11 protein-coding genes are annotated in these 15174 nt (G+C 69.5%); 7 read left to right on the plus strand and 4 right to left on the minus strand.

The features are described from left to right. Positions 1 to 89: 89 nt before the first annotated feature. Together GWK61_RS03135 and GWK61_RS03140 are read right to left on the minus strand one after the other, a co-directional pair. Positions 90 to 1934: a hypothetical protein gene (locus tag GWK61_RS03135; RefSeq protein WP_194904682.1), complete on the minus strand. Its 1845-nt coding sequence runs from the start codon at positions 1932 to 1934 to the stop codon at positions 90 to 92. A gap of 2 nt (positions 1935 to 1936) precedes the next feature. Beyond that, the gene (locus GWK61_RS03140) at positions 1937 to 3073 is read right to left on the minus strand and encodes a hypothetical protein (RefSeq protein ID WP_194904685.1); all 1137 of its coding nucleotides are present in this window, start codon (positions 3071 to 3073) and stop codon (positions 1937 to 1939) included. 225 nt (positions 3074 to 3298) lie between these two features. Between GWK61_RS03140 and GWK61_RS03145 the strand changes: the two genes are divergently transcribed. From GWK61_RS03145 to GWK61_RS03175, 7 genes are read left to right on the plus strand one after another with little or no spacing between them, the layout of a single operon-like run. Next, on the plus strand, positions 3299 to 3646 hold the full coding sequence (locus GWK61_RS03145; RefSeq protein WP_228561668.1) for a WXG100 family type VII secretion target: 348 nt from the start codon (positions 3299 to 3301) through the stop codon (positions 3644 to 3646). Between the two features lie 49 nt (positions 3647 to 3695). After that, complete coding sequence (locus GWK61_RS03150; RefSeq protein ID WP_194904688.1) at positions 3696 to 4022, plus strand: WXG100 family type VII secretion target; 327 nt, start codon at positions 3696 to 3698, stop codon at positions 4020 to 4022. A gap of 36 nt (positions 4023 to 4058) precedes the next feature. Continuing rightward, positions 4059 to 4454, plus strand: a complete 396-nt coding sequence (locus GWK61_RS03155) for a YbaB/EbfC family nucleoid-associated protein (RefSeq protein WP_194904691.1) — start codon at positions 4059 to 4061, stop codon at positions 4452 to 4454. Further along, positions 4447 to 4800, plus strand: a complete 354-nt coding sequence (locus tag GWK61_RS03160) for a hypothetical protein (protein WP_194904693.1) — start codon at positions 4447 to 4449, stop codon at positions 4798 to 4800. Before GWK61_RS03155 ends, GWK61_RS03160 begins: the two co-directional genes overlap by 8 nt. A gap of 27 nt (positions 4801 to 4827) precedes the next feature. Then, positions 4828 to 11487, plus strand: a complete 6660-nt coding sequence (locus GWK61_RS03165) for a WXG100-like domain-containing protein (RefSeq protein ID WP_194904694.1) — start codon at positions 4828 to 4830, stop codon at positions 11485 to 11487. Continuing rightward, complete coding sequence (locus tag GWK61_RS03170; protein ID WP_194904697.1) at positions 11484 to 12722, plus strand: sensor histidine kinase; 1239 nt, start codon at positions 11484 to 11486, stop codon at positions 12720 to 12722. The genes GWK61_RS03165 and GWK61_RS03170 overlap by 4 nt, the downstream gene beginning before the upstream one ends. After that, a complete protein-coding gene (locus tag GWK61_RS03175; RefSeq protein ID WP_194904699.1) occupies positions 12719 to 13963 on the plus strand; it encodes a sensor histidine kinase in 1245 nt (414 codons plus the stop codon). The genes GWK61_RS03170 and GWK61_RS03175 overlap by 4 nt, the downstream gene beginning before the upstream one ends. Positions 13964 to 14714: 751 nt before the next feature. Here the strand turns inward: GWK61_RS03175 and GWK61_RS03180 are convergent. Continuing rightward, on the minus strand, positions 14715 to 14957 hold the full coding sequence (locus GWK61_RS03180) for a hypothetical protein (protein ID WP_194904701.1): 243 nt from the start codon (positions 14955 to 14957) through the stop codon (positions 14715 to 14717). A 23-nt stretch (positions 14958 to 14980) separates the two neighbouring features. After that, positions 14981 to 15154 carry a DUF6104 family protein gene (locus GWK61_RS03185; protein WP_194904703.1) on the minus strand — a complete coding sequence of 58 codons (174 nt, stop codon included), beginning with the start codon at positions 15152 to 15154 and terminating at the stop codon, positions 14981 to 14983. Positions 15155 to 15174 lie beyond the last annotated feature (20 nt).

Here is a 15174-nt window from a genome sequence, read left to right on the forward strand (position 1 = left end):
GCGTGAACCGCCCGCAGCGTCGGCCCGGGCCTGCGGTGCGCGAGGAACCGGCCGACAGCACCAGCCCGGCAGCGAGCGGAGCGCGCCGATCAGGCCTGAGCCGCCCGCAGCGTCGGCTCGGGCTCGTCACCGTCGGCACCGGTGGCCTGCGCGCCGAGTACGCCGCCGCCGGGTGTGGCGACCGTCCACGCTTCCTCACCGGGCGCCACCGTCTCCGTGTCCTGGTCGGCCGCGCGGCGCCTGGTCCGGGCCGGAGCCGGAGCATCGACTGCCGCCGAACCGGTAGTCCGCAGGCCGACAGAGGTCTCCTCGCTCACCACTGTCTCCGATGCGGCGTTGAGTACCGGCTCCGCCACACCGTCCAGCGCCTCCTGCATGCCGAGCCATTCCGTCCCCGGCTCGGCCGGCGCCGTCGGGCGCTTCGTGCGTCGGCGTTGCGGGGTCGTGGCGGCCTCGGTGGCGGCGGCCCGCACGGCCGGGGGCTCGCCGAAGCCGCTGCCGAGCCCGGTTCTCCCCGAGGAGCCACCGAGCTGCGGGCCGGAAAGCACGCCCGGGACCTTCCCCCCGGGCGGAGGCGCGAACGCCTCCTCCGTCCCCTGCGTCGGCTCCCACACCCGCCGCCGCCCCTGCTCGGGCGTGCTCTGTCCGCGGCCCGGTGGCGGCTCCTCCATCCCCGAGCCGGTGCCGGACAAGGGGCGCCCACCCGCTCCCGTCGCCGACGGAGAACGCAGCGCAGCCAATGGTTCCGTCGTCGTTTCAGGAGTCGCGAACGGCCCGCGAAGGGCGTTGGCATCAGGCACCTGCGAACGTCCCGACCCCAGCCCTCCAGGCCGGACGAGCCCCTCAGGCGCGGACACCGGTGGCAGCACTCCGCCTATCAGGCCTCTGGGACCGTCGGCCCCGCGCACGTTCAGGCCGTCCAGCGCCGGTGCCTGCGGCCCTCGTCCCCCGCTCCGCAAGCCGGGCACCAACCCGGGTACCGGCCCCGGCACCGCTCCGGGCACCACCCCGGGCATCGAACCCGGGGCGCGCAAAGCCGAAAGCCCGGCCGGCACCACCGGAGGCGGCACGACCGGAGGCTGCGGGGCAACCGGAGCCGCACCAGGCGTCGGCGGCGCCGTGATCTGCGGCCGAGGTGGCACAGCAGGCGACGCAGGAAGCGGTGGCACCGAACCCGCCCCGGGAGGAGGCGACATCCCGATGGCCGACAGCCGCGCGTTCATCGGCTTGAAGGAAGGTCCGATCCCCTGCCCCGACGACCCGACCCCGTAGTGGTTCACGATCTCGAAATACGCCTCCGCGACCTGGTAGACCAGCACCCGTGCCCGCTGGCTGTAATCGTCGTGGACGGCATTCACCTTCTGCTTCTCATAGTCCGGCAGCGCGGTGTAGTAGCCGACTATCCCCTCCGGAAGCGACCACACCCAGTGCAGGAAGTCCCCGAAATCGGAGCGCACATGGAGGTACTTCGCGCGGTCGACATCGTTCAGATACTGCGACCACAGCGTGTCCATATCGCTGCGCGCCTTCGTCGCCATCCCCACCAGCGCCCGCAGCGCGTCCCGGTTCGCGGCCGCTGCGGCCTTCCACTGGTCCAGCGCCGCCAGCGTGGCACCCGGACCCCGCTTCAGGAACTCGGCCGCCGCCTGCGGCGACTTCCACGTCTCGTCGTGCAGCGTCTGGCTCTTGGCACGGATCTGGTCGCCGATCCCGGAGATGAAGTCGTGCAGGTTCTGCCACTGGTCCGCCGCCGCCGACATCTGCTCAGGGTGTTGATTCATGATCTGCTGGCGGATGTCCTCGATGTACGCGGTGTTGTTGTTCTCCGGCCGTGGCGTGTACGCCTTCAACGAGGACGGAAACGCGAAGTAGCCCGCCGTCGGGCACACCGGCAGCTGCGGCACCGGCGCACCCCAGTAGTCCGGCGTCCCCATGGTCACTCCGCCGTGTAGTCGGAGTTGATCGGCATGTGCTCAAGCTGGTAGTTGTCCTTGTCGATCTGCTGGTCGGCGTCGGCGACCGTACTGTCCCTGCCACCCGGGGCGCTCGCGGTCGGCGCGCCGGTGGCGACCTCGCTGAGCAGCGTCCCGTCGGCGCCGTAGGTCGCGATGTCGGTCGACGGGCCCTCCGGCCCGGTGTACGTCGTCACCACCGTCCGACCCACCTCCTTGCCGCCGGAGTCCAGCTTCGTGGTGGTGACGACGTGCAACACCCCGTCGCCGCCGGGCGCCCGGCGGTCCGCCGTCACCACGGTCGTGCTGCCGGTGATCTCGCCGTTCTCCCGGGTGACCGTGGTCTGCGTGTTCCCCACCGTCTGCACCTGCGACGTCGTGGTCGTCGTCTTCCCGTCGATGCCGGTGAAGACCATGACGCTGCTGCCGTCAGGGTTCGTGGTGACTTTGACGGTCTGCGTGTGTCCGAGCTTGTCCGTGCTGACGGTGATCGTGGTGTTCCCGGACTTCGTCGTCGTCTGGGAGACCCAGACCGGCGGCGCCGTGCCCTGGTCGCCTTGGTGGTTCGCCGCCTGCACCTGCAGCCAGGTCTTGTCGTCCCCGGCGAACCAGCCCGCGGGCCTGGTCACGTTGTCGCCGAACGCGTAGTCGACGGCGTTGACATCGGCCGCCGACCAGCCGTCCGTGCCGCTGTAGCAGTCGGCGATGGACTGCGCGGCGAAGCCGATGTTGTAGACCGCGTTGTACAGGTTCTGCAAGTACTGCGTGAACTCCTCGACGTTGTGCTCGAACTGTTCGCACGCCCACATCGCCTCGGGCAGCACGGGACCCGCCGGCCACGCCTTGGTGATCCCGTCCATCAGCAGCTGCATCTGCATGTGATCGTGCTCGAAGTCGGCGATGTTCTTCATGTCGACCGCGTAGTCGCCCAGCCCGTGGATGTCGACGCTCAGCGGCTGGGAGCCGCCGCCCCAGCCGAACTGCGTGTTCACCGTGGTCTGCGTCGCGTACGGATTCGGTGTGCCGGCCCCGCCCTCCGGCGCGTACGTCACCGGCTGCGGCTTGGTCGGCACCGCTGTCGGGCCCGGAACCGGTGTCGGTTGCGGATAAGGGCCGCCCATGATGTGGTCCCTTCCGGCGGTATCGCAGGTTTCACGCCTCTGTCCGATCACCACGGTAGCCGCGTCATCGGCGGCAAAGCAGGTAGGAACGGCCCGGAGCCCTGTCCTGTATTTACGGGAGTCGTGGCGCCGCGGACCCGTGGCTAGCGTCGAAGTGTCCCGCTCGGACGGGACCGCCGCGACCTGGCGATGCCGGCGGCGACGACGTGGATCGGGGTGAGAACCTTGGCATACCTCTCCGGGCTGAGCGCGTCCCAACAGGCGCTCGACGCCACCGCGCGCAAGTGCGAGACCACCGGGCAGAGCCTGGCGCAGGGCATGGCGCAGCTCATCGGCAAGATCGAGGATCTGGGCGGCGGCGGCATGGCCGGCTCCACCTACGGCGCGCTGTCCAGCGTCTCCGGCCAGCTCGACGACGGCCTGAAGACCATCCTGCAGGCGCTCAACGAACTCGCCGGCAAGATGAGCGACGCCTCGCTCAAGTACGGCTCGCACGACAGCGACGCCGCCCAGGAGATCAACTCCGTGGCCGCAGGCGCCGGCGGCAACATCGCCGGCCTGCTGCGCGGCTGAGATCCCGCACCGGCCATCAGGCTTCGGACACCTTCAAGGCGGAGAAACCATGAGCGGACCCAGCTACGGCAGCGACGGCCAGATCACCTACGACTTCGGGCAGATCACCGACGTCGCGCACGCGATCATCACCTACGAGGGCGCCATGGACGGCTCGCTCGCAGACCTCTACAACTCCTTCAAGATCCTCTTCCACGCCCCCACCGACGGCAGCGCTTGGGCCGGCAAGGCGGCCGACGCCTGCGACGCCGCGCAGCAGCAGTGGCAGAAGGGCGTCGACGAGATCAAGCAGGCCCTGGGCACGCTGGGCCAGAAGCTGCACGCGTCCGTGGACAGCATGCAGCAGCTCGAAGCCCAGATCGCCGCCAACATGTGAGTCGGCGCGCGAGCCCGGTCAAAAGGAGAACCACCGATGGACCGTCCGGACTGGAGCCTCGTCACCACCCTGTTCGACGAGCTCAAGCGCGTCTCCGCAGGGCTCGACGACACTCAACGCCGGATGGCGGCCGTCACCGGCGCCGCACGGTCACCGGACCGCCTGATCTCGGTGACCGTCGGCCCCCGCGGCCAGTTGCTGGGCCTCGACATCGACCCGCGCGCGCTGCGCAACCCCGACTCCAAGGCGCTGGCCTCCGCGATCCTGGCCACGGCGCGCGCCGCCGTCCAGGAGGCGGCCGGCAAGAGCCGCGCCGTCCTCGACGCCGCGGTGCCCAGCGACCTGCGGATCAGCGGCAGCCCGATGGGGGACGCTCTGCTGCACGTGCACGACACAGACCTGATGCGGGAAGGAGAGCGGACCGATGGGTGAGTCGATCGGCGTCGGCGACGTGCCGCAGGCCATCGCGGACGGCGCCAAGCTCGTGCTGCGGGCCGAGCAGTTCAAGGCGGATCTGGCCGCCAAGGTCACGGAGATCAGCGCGAAAGAGCTCCAGCCGGACCTGTTCCCCAAGCCCGGCGACGAGTTCTCGCAGAACTTCGCCCCCGACTACACCAAGAACGCGCACACGCTCAAGGACGCTCTCGTCAATCCGTCCGGCGGCACCGCCTCCGACGCCGGCGAGGCGATGGTCGGCGTCGGGAACTTCCTCACCGACACGTTCGCGGCGGTCTGGACCACCGACCAGCAGAACAGCCAGAACCTCGGCTCGGTCTGACGGCCGGCGCGGGGCGGGGCGGCGGCGATGAGCGAGGGCGACCACGTCCTGGCACAGATCCTGGAGTACGTCTCAGAGCTCGAAGCCGACATTCCGGGCGTGCGCAGCCGGGTCGGCGAGATCCTCATCGGCACCATCCCGCTCACGGACGAGGTCACCGTCTACGAGCTCGCGGATCTGTGGGGGGACGTCCAGGGCATCGTCGACGGGGCGTCCACAGACGCGCAGAACCTGGTCGCTCCGCTGCTGGAATCGTGGAGCGGCGACGCGGCGATGTCGTTCAGCCTCTGGTGGGAGAGCTATCTTCAGGGCCTGAACGGCCTGCTCCAGAACGCCGCCCAGACCCAGCAGGGCGTGCAGAACTTCGGGCTGCAGATCGAGACCATGAAGTTCATGGCGGTCCTCGGGCTGATCATGATGCTGATCACCATCGTGCAGCTGATCATGATGGCCTGGGGCACCCTCGGCATCTCGGCGGTCGGCATCTGGCCGACCATCAAGGCCACCGGCGTGGCGCTCGCCGAGGTCGCCAAGAACGTGCTGGCGAGCATCGCGGCGATCTCCTGGGAGTCGGTCGGCACGATGCTGGCGGACCTGGTGCGGCTCGCGCCCCGGCAGATCGTGGCCCGCTCGGTCGCCGACTCGCTGCTGGCCGGAGCCGGTGAGTTCCTTCCGGACGAGCTGCTCAGTGTTCTGATGAAAGAAGCGCCGGAGGGAGTCGGCGACCTGATGGCGCCGGCCATGGCGCAGGTCCGGACCGAACTGCGGGACGCCCTGGTCCAGGCGCAGCTGCGGGCCTGGCAGGACGCCGGCACCTCGCTGACCACCGCCGCCGGCGAGGACGTGCTCGGACAGTGGGCCGGCCGGCAGATCGGCGAGCAGACGTTCGCGAAGGCGATGTGGATGTACCTGCGGCCGCGGATCATCAACGGCATCGAGTTCATGGGCGGCGGCAACCTGCTGGCGCAGATGTTCGAGATCGCCGGCGGCGAACGCAAGAACCTGGACCTCGGCGAGTTGGCCACCGACACGGCGCAGGGCGCGGTGTTCGGCGCGGCCATGTGGGGCAGCCCGCTCGGACACGTGGTGGGCAGCACCGCGGCCAGTGCCGCGTTCGCACTCGTCGGCGACGCCCTCAAGGGCGGCGTGGACGAGCACGGCAACCCGGTCGACTGGTGGGGTGACACCTTGAGCGCCGCACGCTCGGGCTTCGAGGCCGGCGTGGTGTTCGGGATCCACGCGAAGCTGCCCGATCTGATCCTCGGATCCGAGACGGTGATGCCGGAAGGCGGTCGCCTGACCGGTATCGGCGAACTCGACGGGGTGCTGACGTTCGGAGTGGAGCGCGACGGGATCCAAGTGCTGGCCCGCCCGGACCAGGCGGTGGTACGGGACAGCACGTCCGGCGCGCAGCTGACGGTGCGCAGCGACGGGAGCTTCGACAAACAGGGCGAGTTCACCCAGCCTGAACAGGTCCGCGGGACGGCGGTGGAGGCAGATCCGCCGGGGACGGTGTACGAGCGGCCGATCGGGCCGGAGCCGGTGGTTCAGGAAACCGGGTCGCCGGTTGAGGCACCGGTCGAGACACCGGGATCGGAGCCCGGCACGCAGGCCGAGCCGTTCGTGGTCGAGTCGGACGCCCAACCCAAGCAGGTCGTGGTCGAATCCGATGCCCAACCCAAGCAGGTCGTAGTCGAATCCGACGCCCAGGCCAAGCAGGTCGTGACCGAATCCGAGCCCCAGGTCGAGCCCACCCGATTCGACCCCTCGAAGCTGACCAGCCAGTCCCGGGCCCCGGTGATCGAGTCCCGAACCGATCCGCCGCGCGTCCTGAACCAGGCCGAGCCCATCCGCGGCGAGAACCGAGCCGAGCCGGCTCCGGTCGTGAACGAGCCCGAGCTCACGGCGTCCGGGCATGGGCCGCTGAAGATCCCGCTCGATCCGGAGACCGTCGCACACCTGGAGAAGGTGCTGGGAGGCCTCTCCCAAGAGCCGCCGCCCACCGACGCGGGCCAGGCGCCGCCCTCCGAACTGGAGATCAGATCCGAGGGCCCGATGATCAGCTTCGGCCCGAAGAGCGGCGCCAACCGCTGGCACATCGTCCTACCGACAGACCCCGACAAGCCGGCCCGGATCCTGGAGACCGGTGCCGGCACCGACGACGTCTGGCTTGGCTTGCCGAGCGACTTCGCCCAGCTCGGTCCAGCCGTGGACCGGGCGGCTCCCGACCCCGATCTGGTGGCCCTGACCCGCTCGGACGTCAACGGCCAGCCCAACCGGGTGCGGCTGAACGCGGAGGAGAAGATCCCCGACAAGCTGCGGGGGACTCAGGACGCGATCATCGTCAACAACAACCGCGGCTACAAGATCCAGGTCGACGTGCTCGGCGAAGCGCTGCGGCCCGACGGAGGACTGCTCATCTTCCAGAGCCGGGCGGCCGAACCCGGCAGCCGCGCGAACCCCGACTACCGGTTCTTCTACGACGCGATGCTGCGCGAGCAGGCCAACCCGGGATCGGAGCTGCCGCCGGGCTACCGGCTGGTCGACATCAGCTCCTGGCCGACCCACCCCGTCAAGATCAAGGGCCAGATGGTACCGCCCGAGATCAGCATCGGACCGCGCCCGGAGGATGTCCTCGGTAGCGGGTTCCACACCGCCGACAAGAACGATCCCCGGCCGCTGGGCTGGCCGAACTCGCGCATCGTCATCGAGAAGGTGGACCTGGGCCCCTCGCCCGCCGAGGCCGGCGCCACCCTGCTCGACCACGGATACTCAGCCGACCAGATCTCCGACATCCGCACCAGGTACGGCGCCCAGGGTCTGGCGACGGCCGCGACGATGAGCACGCACGACGTCCCGCAGAAGATCCTCCTGTCGATTCTCGACCGGGCTCACAACGCGGACGTGGCACTGCGCGAGTACGTCGAGCAGGGCGTCGCCGCGGGCACGCTCGGACCGGTTCACATCGACCTGGACCGCGAGAGCTTCACCAACCTCGTGCAGCGGGCGTTCAAGAGCGGGAACATCGTCAACTTCGACCCCCAGAAGGTCCAGGGGCTGGCCCGGAATTTCGTCGACCGGGTGGACGGCAAGCCGACGGCCCAGAATCTCGGACACCACGCGGAACTCCTGCGTGCCGTCGAACTGGCGGAGCAGGGCAAGGTCGTGGGCATAGCGGGAGTCGAGCCGCGCGGCTACGACATCAACGGCGTCAAGGCGAAGCTGGCTCCGGGCAAGGCGGACGTGACCGTCTACGACACGCACACCAGTGGAGAGGCGATCCAGCGCAAGACACTGCCGACGGGCGATTCGGAGAGCGTGGTCGAGGTCCTGAAAAAGGGCATCTTGCAGGCTCGAGGCGACATCAAGGAACAAGCTCCGGACGGCTTCCGACGCGTCGTCGAGCTGGAGATACAGAACCCCAAGAACCCCTTGTACAGCGTCGGCCCCGAAAGCTTCGTCCACCGGGTCGCACAGGTGGAGTCGGCGAAGATCACCAGCGAGCTGCTGACCAAGGACGGCAAGCCGGTCACCATCCGGGTCTTCAACGGCCACGGCACGTTCGAGCTCGGACCCGCCGATTTCGGCCCGCGAACGGCGGATCCGGTGAGCGAGGTCTTCGCCCGCATCGTGGATATCGAGACCGCCCTACTCAAAGCCCCGAACCCCGGCGACATCGCCCCGCAGCTGATCGATCGGCTCCGGGACGCGGTGGACGCCACCTTGACCGCCGGGCACGGCCTGGGGCAGGAGCAGATCAGAAGGCTGGAGGGCTTCAAAGGCGACCTGGAGGCCATCAAAGGCGAGGTCACGGCCGTCACGGGAGAAGTGCGCCCGCTGGACACGCTGGAGCGGAACCTCCTGTCCGGCACGATGGTCAAGATCGCCCACACCCTGGCCGGCGGCGTCCCGGAGGCCGCCGATCCACCCGCGTCGCCGCAGCAGATCTCCTCGATCACACCGGGCACCGACCAGATCGTGAACCAGGTCCACGACTTCGAGCACGGAGGCGGACTGTCCAGCCAGGACGCCGATCGCCAGGTCGAGCTCATCTTCAAGATCGACGCCGCGCGCCAGCAGGCCGTTCAGGCCGATCAGTCCTGGCAGGCCGAACAGGCCCGGATCGCCAACCAGGCGGCGGCCGAGACGGCCCGGGCCCAGCAGGCCATGCAGAACGTGCTCGACCAGGCGAAGAACAACCTCCCGGCCATGCAGGCCGCGCTCGACAAAAGCAACGTGCAGCTCCAACAGCTACGGCTGCACATGTTCGGCGAGGCGGTCGCGCCGGCGCCGGAGGTGCTTGCCGCCGAGTTGCAGGGTCAGCACAGCGCACTGCAACGGCTGGAGACGCAGCACGCTGCTTCTCTGCTCGCGTCCACGACCCTCAAGGAGGCCGGCGGCGCTCTCACCTTCATGACGCAACTGACCGACGCGCACCAGGCACGGATGGATACCGCACGCCAGTACCTGGCGCAGTACGACGCCGAGGCCGCCGTGAAGCCCACCATCAGGCTGCTCGACAAGTCCGAACCGCGGTTACACCAGATCCTGCTGGACCACTTCGCCGACAAGGCCACGCAGGCCGTTCGAGAAGCTCGCGATCTACAGACCCTGATAGAGAACCTGCTGAATCAGGGTTCTGCCCGGGACACGCGGCTTCCCGACCTGTTCTCGGAGTTCACCACAGACTCCCAGAACCAAGCGGTCGCAGCAGTTCAGGACGCGCTCCGAGTCCAACAGCACTTCACGGACAACGGACTCACCCCGCTCCTGGAAGGCGACTCCGATCACCTGACCGCCGTCTGGACCGAGCAGCGCGACGCCCTCGCGCAGGACGTCCGCCGACTCCGCGCCCAGCTCATCGATCTGGAGAGTCGCCCCGAGCCGGCAGACGGACCCGCCAAGATCGCGCAGGTCGCCGCCGATCTGAACCAGGCGACACAGGCCTTGCAGACCAAGGAAGCCGCGCTGCGCGACCAGTGGTTGAAGGACCCTGAGTCACTGCCGGCACACAAGGCCACACTGGAAAGCCAGATCTCTGATCTGCGCCTCGCCCTGCCCGAAGCGTGGCGACGCGGCGACCAGGCCGCCGTCTGGTCGATCAGCGACGACCTCAACCGCGCCGACGCACACATCGCGTCGATCGACCAGCAGCTCGCGCAAGCGCCGCCGAGAGTCCACGCCACCGATCTGACACCCGTACGTCAGGCCCTCGACGCAGCGCTCCCCGCCTTCCACCAGCGCTACTCCGACCTCACAGCGCAAGCCTGGCGCAGGCACCTGGACGACCAGCTGTCGGCGAACGGCCTGCACGAGACGTGGAGCACCTGGGAGCAGCGCCGCCGCGAAGCCTACGTCACCAGCATCACAGACCTCACCGATGCCCAGGCGAAGCTTCACGCCCTGCAGAACGCTCCGACGGCGCGGCCCGCCGACCTCCAAGCCCAGCAAGCCCTCGTCGACCGCCTGGCCGCACAGCACGCCGCGTGGCACACCGACAATCCCGGAGGCGTGCCCGAGCACCGAGTGGGCGCCGAATTCCGTGATGTCGCACTGCCGGGACAGGTGAACGACCTCACCGCGTTGGGCAACCCGAAAGACTGGCCGGTGGCGGTCAGCGTGGAGAACGTCGAGACGCCCCACCTGAACCACTACCACGCACATCGCAATGCCCTGAAAGACTTCCTCACCGCGAACACCATCGCCCCGGACGTGATCGGCGGCCGCCTCCCGATCGAGCTGAACCCGGAGAACGGCCACTGGCGCGTCGAACTCAGCGACGGGACAGTCCTCGACGTCCGGTCGCACAAGCCGGTCTCGCTCGTCATCGACAGCGGACCGGCCTGGCGCGGCGGCCTGTCCATGCTGCGCCTGGACAGCCGGCTCGGCGACGTCGGGCCCTGGTGGCACACCCCGCCGCTGGTCGCGAAGGTCGGCCCGCTCGCTCTGGTGGCCCGCTTGAGCGGCGGCGTGCCGAGCGTCGACCTGCAGTACAACCCCGTCCTGCGGCGCGACTTCTACACCTACGAGCACGTCGGCGCGCAGACTCTTGATATCAAAGTGCTGTCCGACCCGAACAACAGGTTCCCCGATACCTGGCAGATCCAGACTCCGAGCCAGGGCACGGTCCTGACCGGCGTCGAGAAAACCATGCAGTTCTACACGAAGTGGGGCGTGCAGGCGATCGCAGTGCCGATGCTGCAGATCGCCTGGGGCGACCCCGCACACGGGTTGGATTCCCTCGTCCCGTTCCTGCAGGTCGGCGGCGTGGGCGTCGCGCAGATCACCGGGGAGGTCGTGAACGTGCGCGACGCGACCACGTTGCGGCACCTGCGCACCGAGTGGTCGGTCGGCGCCGAATGGCTCGTCGGCGACTTCATCAGCCTTCCCAGCCACATCGGCGGCGTCCGGCTGCACCCGGACGTGAGCGGGCTGGCCGGATGGGATCCGGGTCCGGGCACCGTGATGACCAACTATGTGAAGGGCGTCGACCTCACACCGTTCGTCAAGCAGCACGGCGCGCGGATCCTGGCCAAGACGCCCTGGATCGGCGACGTCGTCCGACGGCGCGTGGCCGCCCGGCACCAGGCCGAAGAAGCTCGGCTCGCCGTGCTTGCACAGCACGACGACGAGGTACGTCAGCAGGTGATGGCACTGAAACGGCCGGACTTGGGGGAACAGAGGTGACGAGTTCAGACAGCATCGCGGGCACCGCGGTCGCCTCCGGGCCGGCCTCGGCGCCGACCGCCGCCGCCCGCACGGAGACCACCCTGGCCTGGGCCTGGGCCGGATTCCGGGTCGGGGCCGCCATCGCTTTGCTCGCGACGGTGGCCACGACGGTCCCGCACGGCGCACAGGTGGCACCGGAGACCGTACTGACACTGGTCGCTGTCGCCGACTGCGCTCTGCTCAGCGCGGTCTGCCTGCGGCAGGGGCGCATACCGCCGGCCTGGGCCGCATTCGATCTGGTCTGCGTCATCGCGGTCGTCACGCTGTCGACATGGCCCGCCGTCCTCCCCGGGCCGGCCGGGCAGAGCTACCTCTACGACTTCACCGTGATCGCGGCGCCGACGATCGGGCTGCCCGCGTGGCGCCCGCTGGTCACCATGACCGGCGGAGCAGGTCTGGCCTTCGTGGACTTCTCGCCATCGCTGCACCCCGGATCCTCCTACCCGCGCTGGAACGCGTTGCCGGACGCCGTGACCATCGTCGGCGTGGCAGCGCTCGCCGCCGTGCTCGCCCGGCTGCTCCGCGACTCGGCCGCCGCGCTGGACCGGAACCGGCGGGCCGCGGTGGAACGGGCGTCGCTGCTCGCCCGGCAACGGGAGCGGCTCCGTCAGCAGGCTGATCTGGGCACCTACCTGCTGACCACCGTCGAAGTTCTCGTCGCGGACGACGCCCTGCGCGATCCGGCCATCACCGAACGGCTCCGCGCGGAAGCTGCCGAACTGCGGTCGCTCATCGCTGCGGAGCAGGCGCCGCACGGCGCCGGCTTGCTCGCCGAGCTGCACTCGCTGGTCCTGGAGAAGGCCGCAACCGGCCTGCACGTCGACTTCGTCGACTCCGCCGACGGCGCACCGGGCGGCGACGCCGCGACACTCGCGGACGCCCTCGCGCCCGCGGCGGCCGACGCGCTGGTCGCCGCGGCTCGCGAGGCGTTGACCAACGTGCGCAAACACTCCGGCACGGATCGCGCGGAACTCATCCTCGCGGTCGCCGACGGCGGCGTGCTCCTGACGATCGCCGATCGCGGCCGCGGCTACGACGCCTCAGCCATCGCTGAGGGCTTCGGTCAGAGCCGCTCACTGCGGCAGCGGATCACCGGGGTCGGCGGACGTGTCGAGATCGAGTCGGCTCCGGGCTCCGGAACGCAGGTCCGACTGTGGGTCCCCTCTTCCGATAAGGAAGGCGCGACACCGTGATGAGTCTCCGCCTGCTGAGACTGTGGTGGCTCCATCGCGTCCCGCCGCCGCACGCCCGGCTCGTCCTGCTGCTGGGCCTGGCGGTCCGCGCCTCCGGCATCCTGATGGTCGCCTTCACCCTCCCGGCGATCTGGGGCCACATGGCGCACCCCTGGTGGAGCGCGCTGCTGGCCCTGGCCCTGGCCGCCGAGAACGCCGCGGTCGCCGTGTGGTGGCTGGCCCGCCGACAGCCCGATCCCCGCGTGCTGTGGTGGGATCTGCCGACCGGCGTGGCCGCGATCCTGATCGGCATCTGGCTCGCGCCGCGGCACGGCGCCCAGGGCTGGTCGCTGTTCGTGTACCCGAACACGGTGCTTCTGAGCTTCGTGTCCGGCCTGCTCTGCCGCGACGCACTCCCGGCCTTCGCCTGCGGCGCACTGTGGGCCGGGGCGAGCATCGCGGCGACCCTCACGTTCCGCGACACCGCCGTCGGCGCGACGCTCCAGCCGGCGCTGGCCTACCTCATCAACCCGCTGGTCGGCTGGCGCGGCGGCAGCATGCTGCGCCGCAACGAGGAGCAACTGGCGGCCTCTGTGGCCGCCGAGGTCCAACAGAGCGCGGAACTCGCCGCCACGACACAGAAGTGGCGCCTGGCCACTGCCCTCCACGACGGTGTGTTACAGACGCTGGAGACACTACGACGCAGCCCCGACATCACCGACCCTGCCGTTCGGACCGAAGTAGCGGACCGTGCGACCTGGCTCCGCCGCTACATCGAGACCGGCCGCGGCGTCCAGGTCGACGACCTCGGCGTCGACCTGGACGCGGTGGTCACCGCGGCGCGGCAGGCGGGTATCGCCGTCGAGATGAACACGGCCCGGCTCCTGGAGACGGAGGACGTCTTCGATCCGTCCTCCGCCCCCGCCACGGACCGCGCAAGCACCGCGGCCACTACCACGACCACGACCGACCCGCTTCTCGCCGCGCCCCAACGCGAAGCCATCATCGAGGCACTCTTCCAAACGATCAGCGCCTTCGGTCCTCACCCCGACGGCATGATCATGGTGCGCGCGGTCCCCGACCACGGCGGCGTGTTCGTGACGGTGCTGTCCACCGGCGACACCATCCCCGGCGCCCCGGACATCGCCGACGCCGGCACCCGGCTGGCCTCCGCCGGCGGCTGGCTGAGGCTGGCGCCGGTGCCGTGCGTCGAGTTGTGGGTTCCGGGTCCGGATCAAGCAGCGGTTCGGGACTCGCCGTGAGCCCGACTCCTGATGCCCCGAGCCTGCTCAAGGGTTCGGAACGACCAGGCCCAGCTCGGTAGGCGGCGAATGCCGAGCCGGGCGAACCACGGGCACCGAGTTCGGTGGAGAAACGGCTGACGTGGGTCTTCGCGGTAGCAAGCTCAGATACATTGTTCCGCCAGTTCGCTGATGGACAGCCTGCGTGCAGACGGAGCAGCAAGGCTTCGCGCTCGTACAGGGTGAGGCTGTCCAGACGCCTGGCGGGGAGGCTGGCCGGCGCGGCCCGGTCGGCTGTCGAAGCACGGTCGATCACTGCATCTCGGAGTCAGGTGCGCCACACCTCGGACAACGCCAGCGGCGCCGACCTCGGATCAGGCATGGCGTCGGCACATGCCCGGTTCGAGATCGACCACGGTCGAACCCGCACGCCGGCTGGCACCCAGCCAACGAGCCCGGCACATTGGACATCGACCAGTGGCGTTCGTATGGCTGGGGCCAAGCCAACCATCCGCACAGCGCTGTCGTCTTGAGCGGGTGTCCGGTCAAGACGACAGCGCGTAAGGGCAGCCCCGGTGATACATGCAGAAGCCCGGTACAGTGCCCGGACGCCGGACAGACGGCAAGCGTGCCAGTGCGGCCGGTTGTCGCGTGATCCCGGCTGGTGCGGATGCCGTCGGGTTGTCGTATCGCGGATGTCGAGTCAATTGCCCGAGGGCGGTCCGTTGCCGGTCACTGTCGGGGCGCGCCGGGCTGGTGTGTGGGTGCGGGTTCATCTGTCGGCATGATCGCAATTCCGACGGTCGACTGTTGGTGCTTCTTCGGCTTGGTCGACGCGCATCCTCGGATCCGGATCAGGTTTGCGACGGTCGGCTGGCTCCGGGCACTGATCGCCACCAGAGACTGCGAACACTACTGGCGCTGCCACGTCACGCAAGAACACCAGCTCGATCACGCCCGCTACCAGCAGAGACAACAAAATCGCAGCACGGCCGGCGAAGTCACTCGGCTTCATCTGCACTCCGCCGCCCAGCGCGGTCAGTCCTCGTCGTCCAGGCGTGCCAGCCAGGTCGCGAGCCGGTCGACCGAGGCCTCGAACTCCGGGTTGAGGTCGACGAAGTGCCGCATCCGGTCGGCGAGGACGGCCAGGGTCACGGTCTCCTCGCCTCTGCGTTTCTCGAGTTCCTCGATACCGCGGTCGGTGAAGTACACGGAAGTCGCTCCTCCCTGCC

It is taken from the genome of Catenulispora rubra (assembly GCF_015356825.1).
GTDB lineage: Bacteria > Actinomycetota > Actinomycetes > Streptomycetales > Catenulisporaceae > Catenulispora > Catenulispora rubra.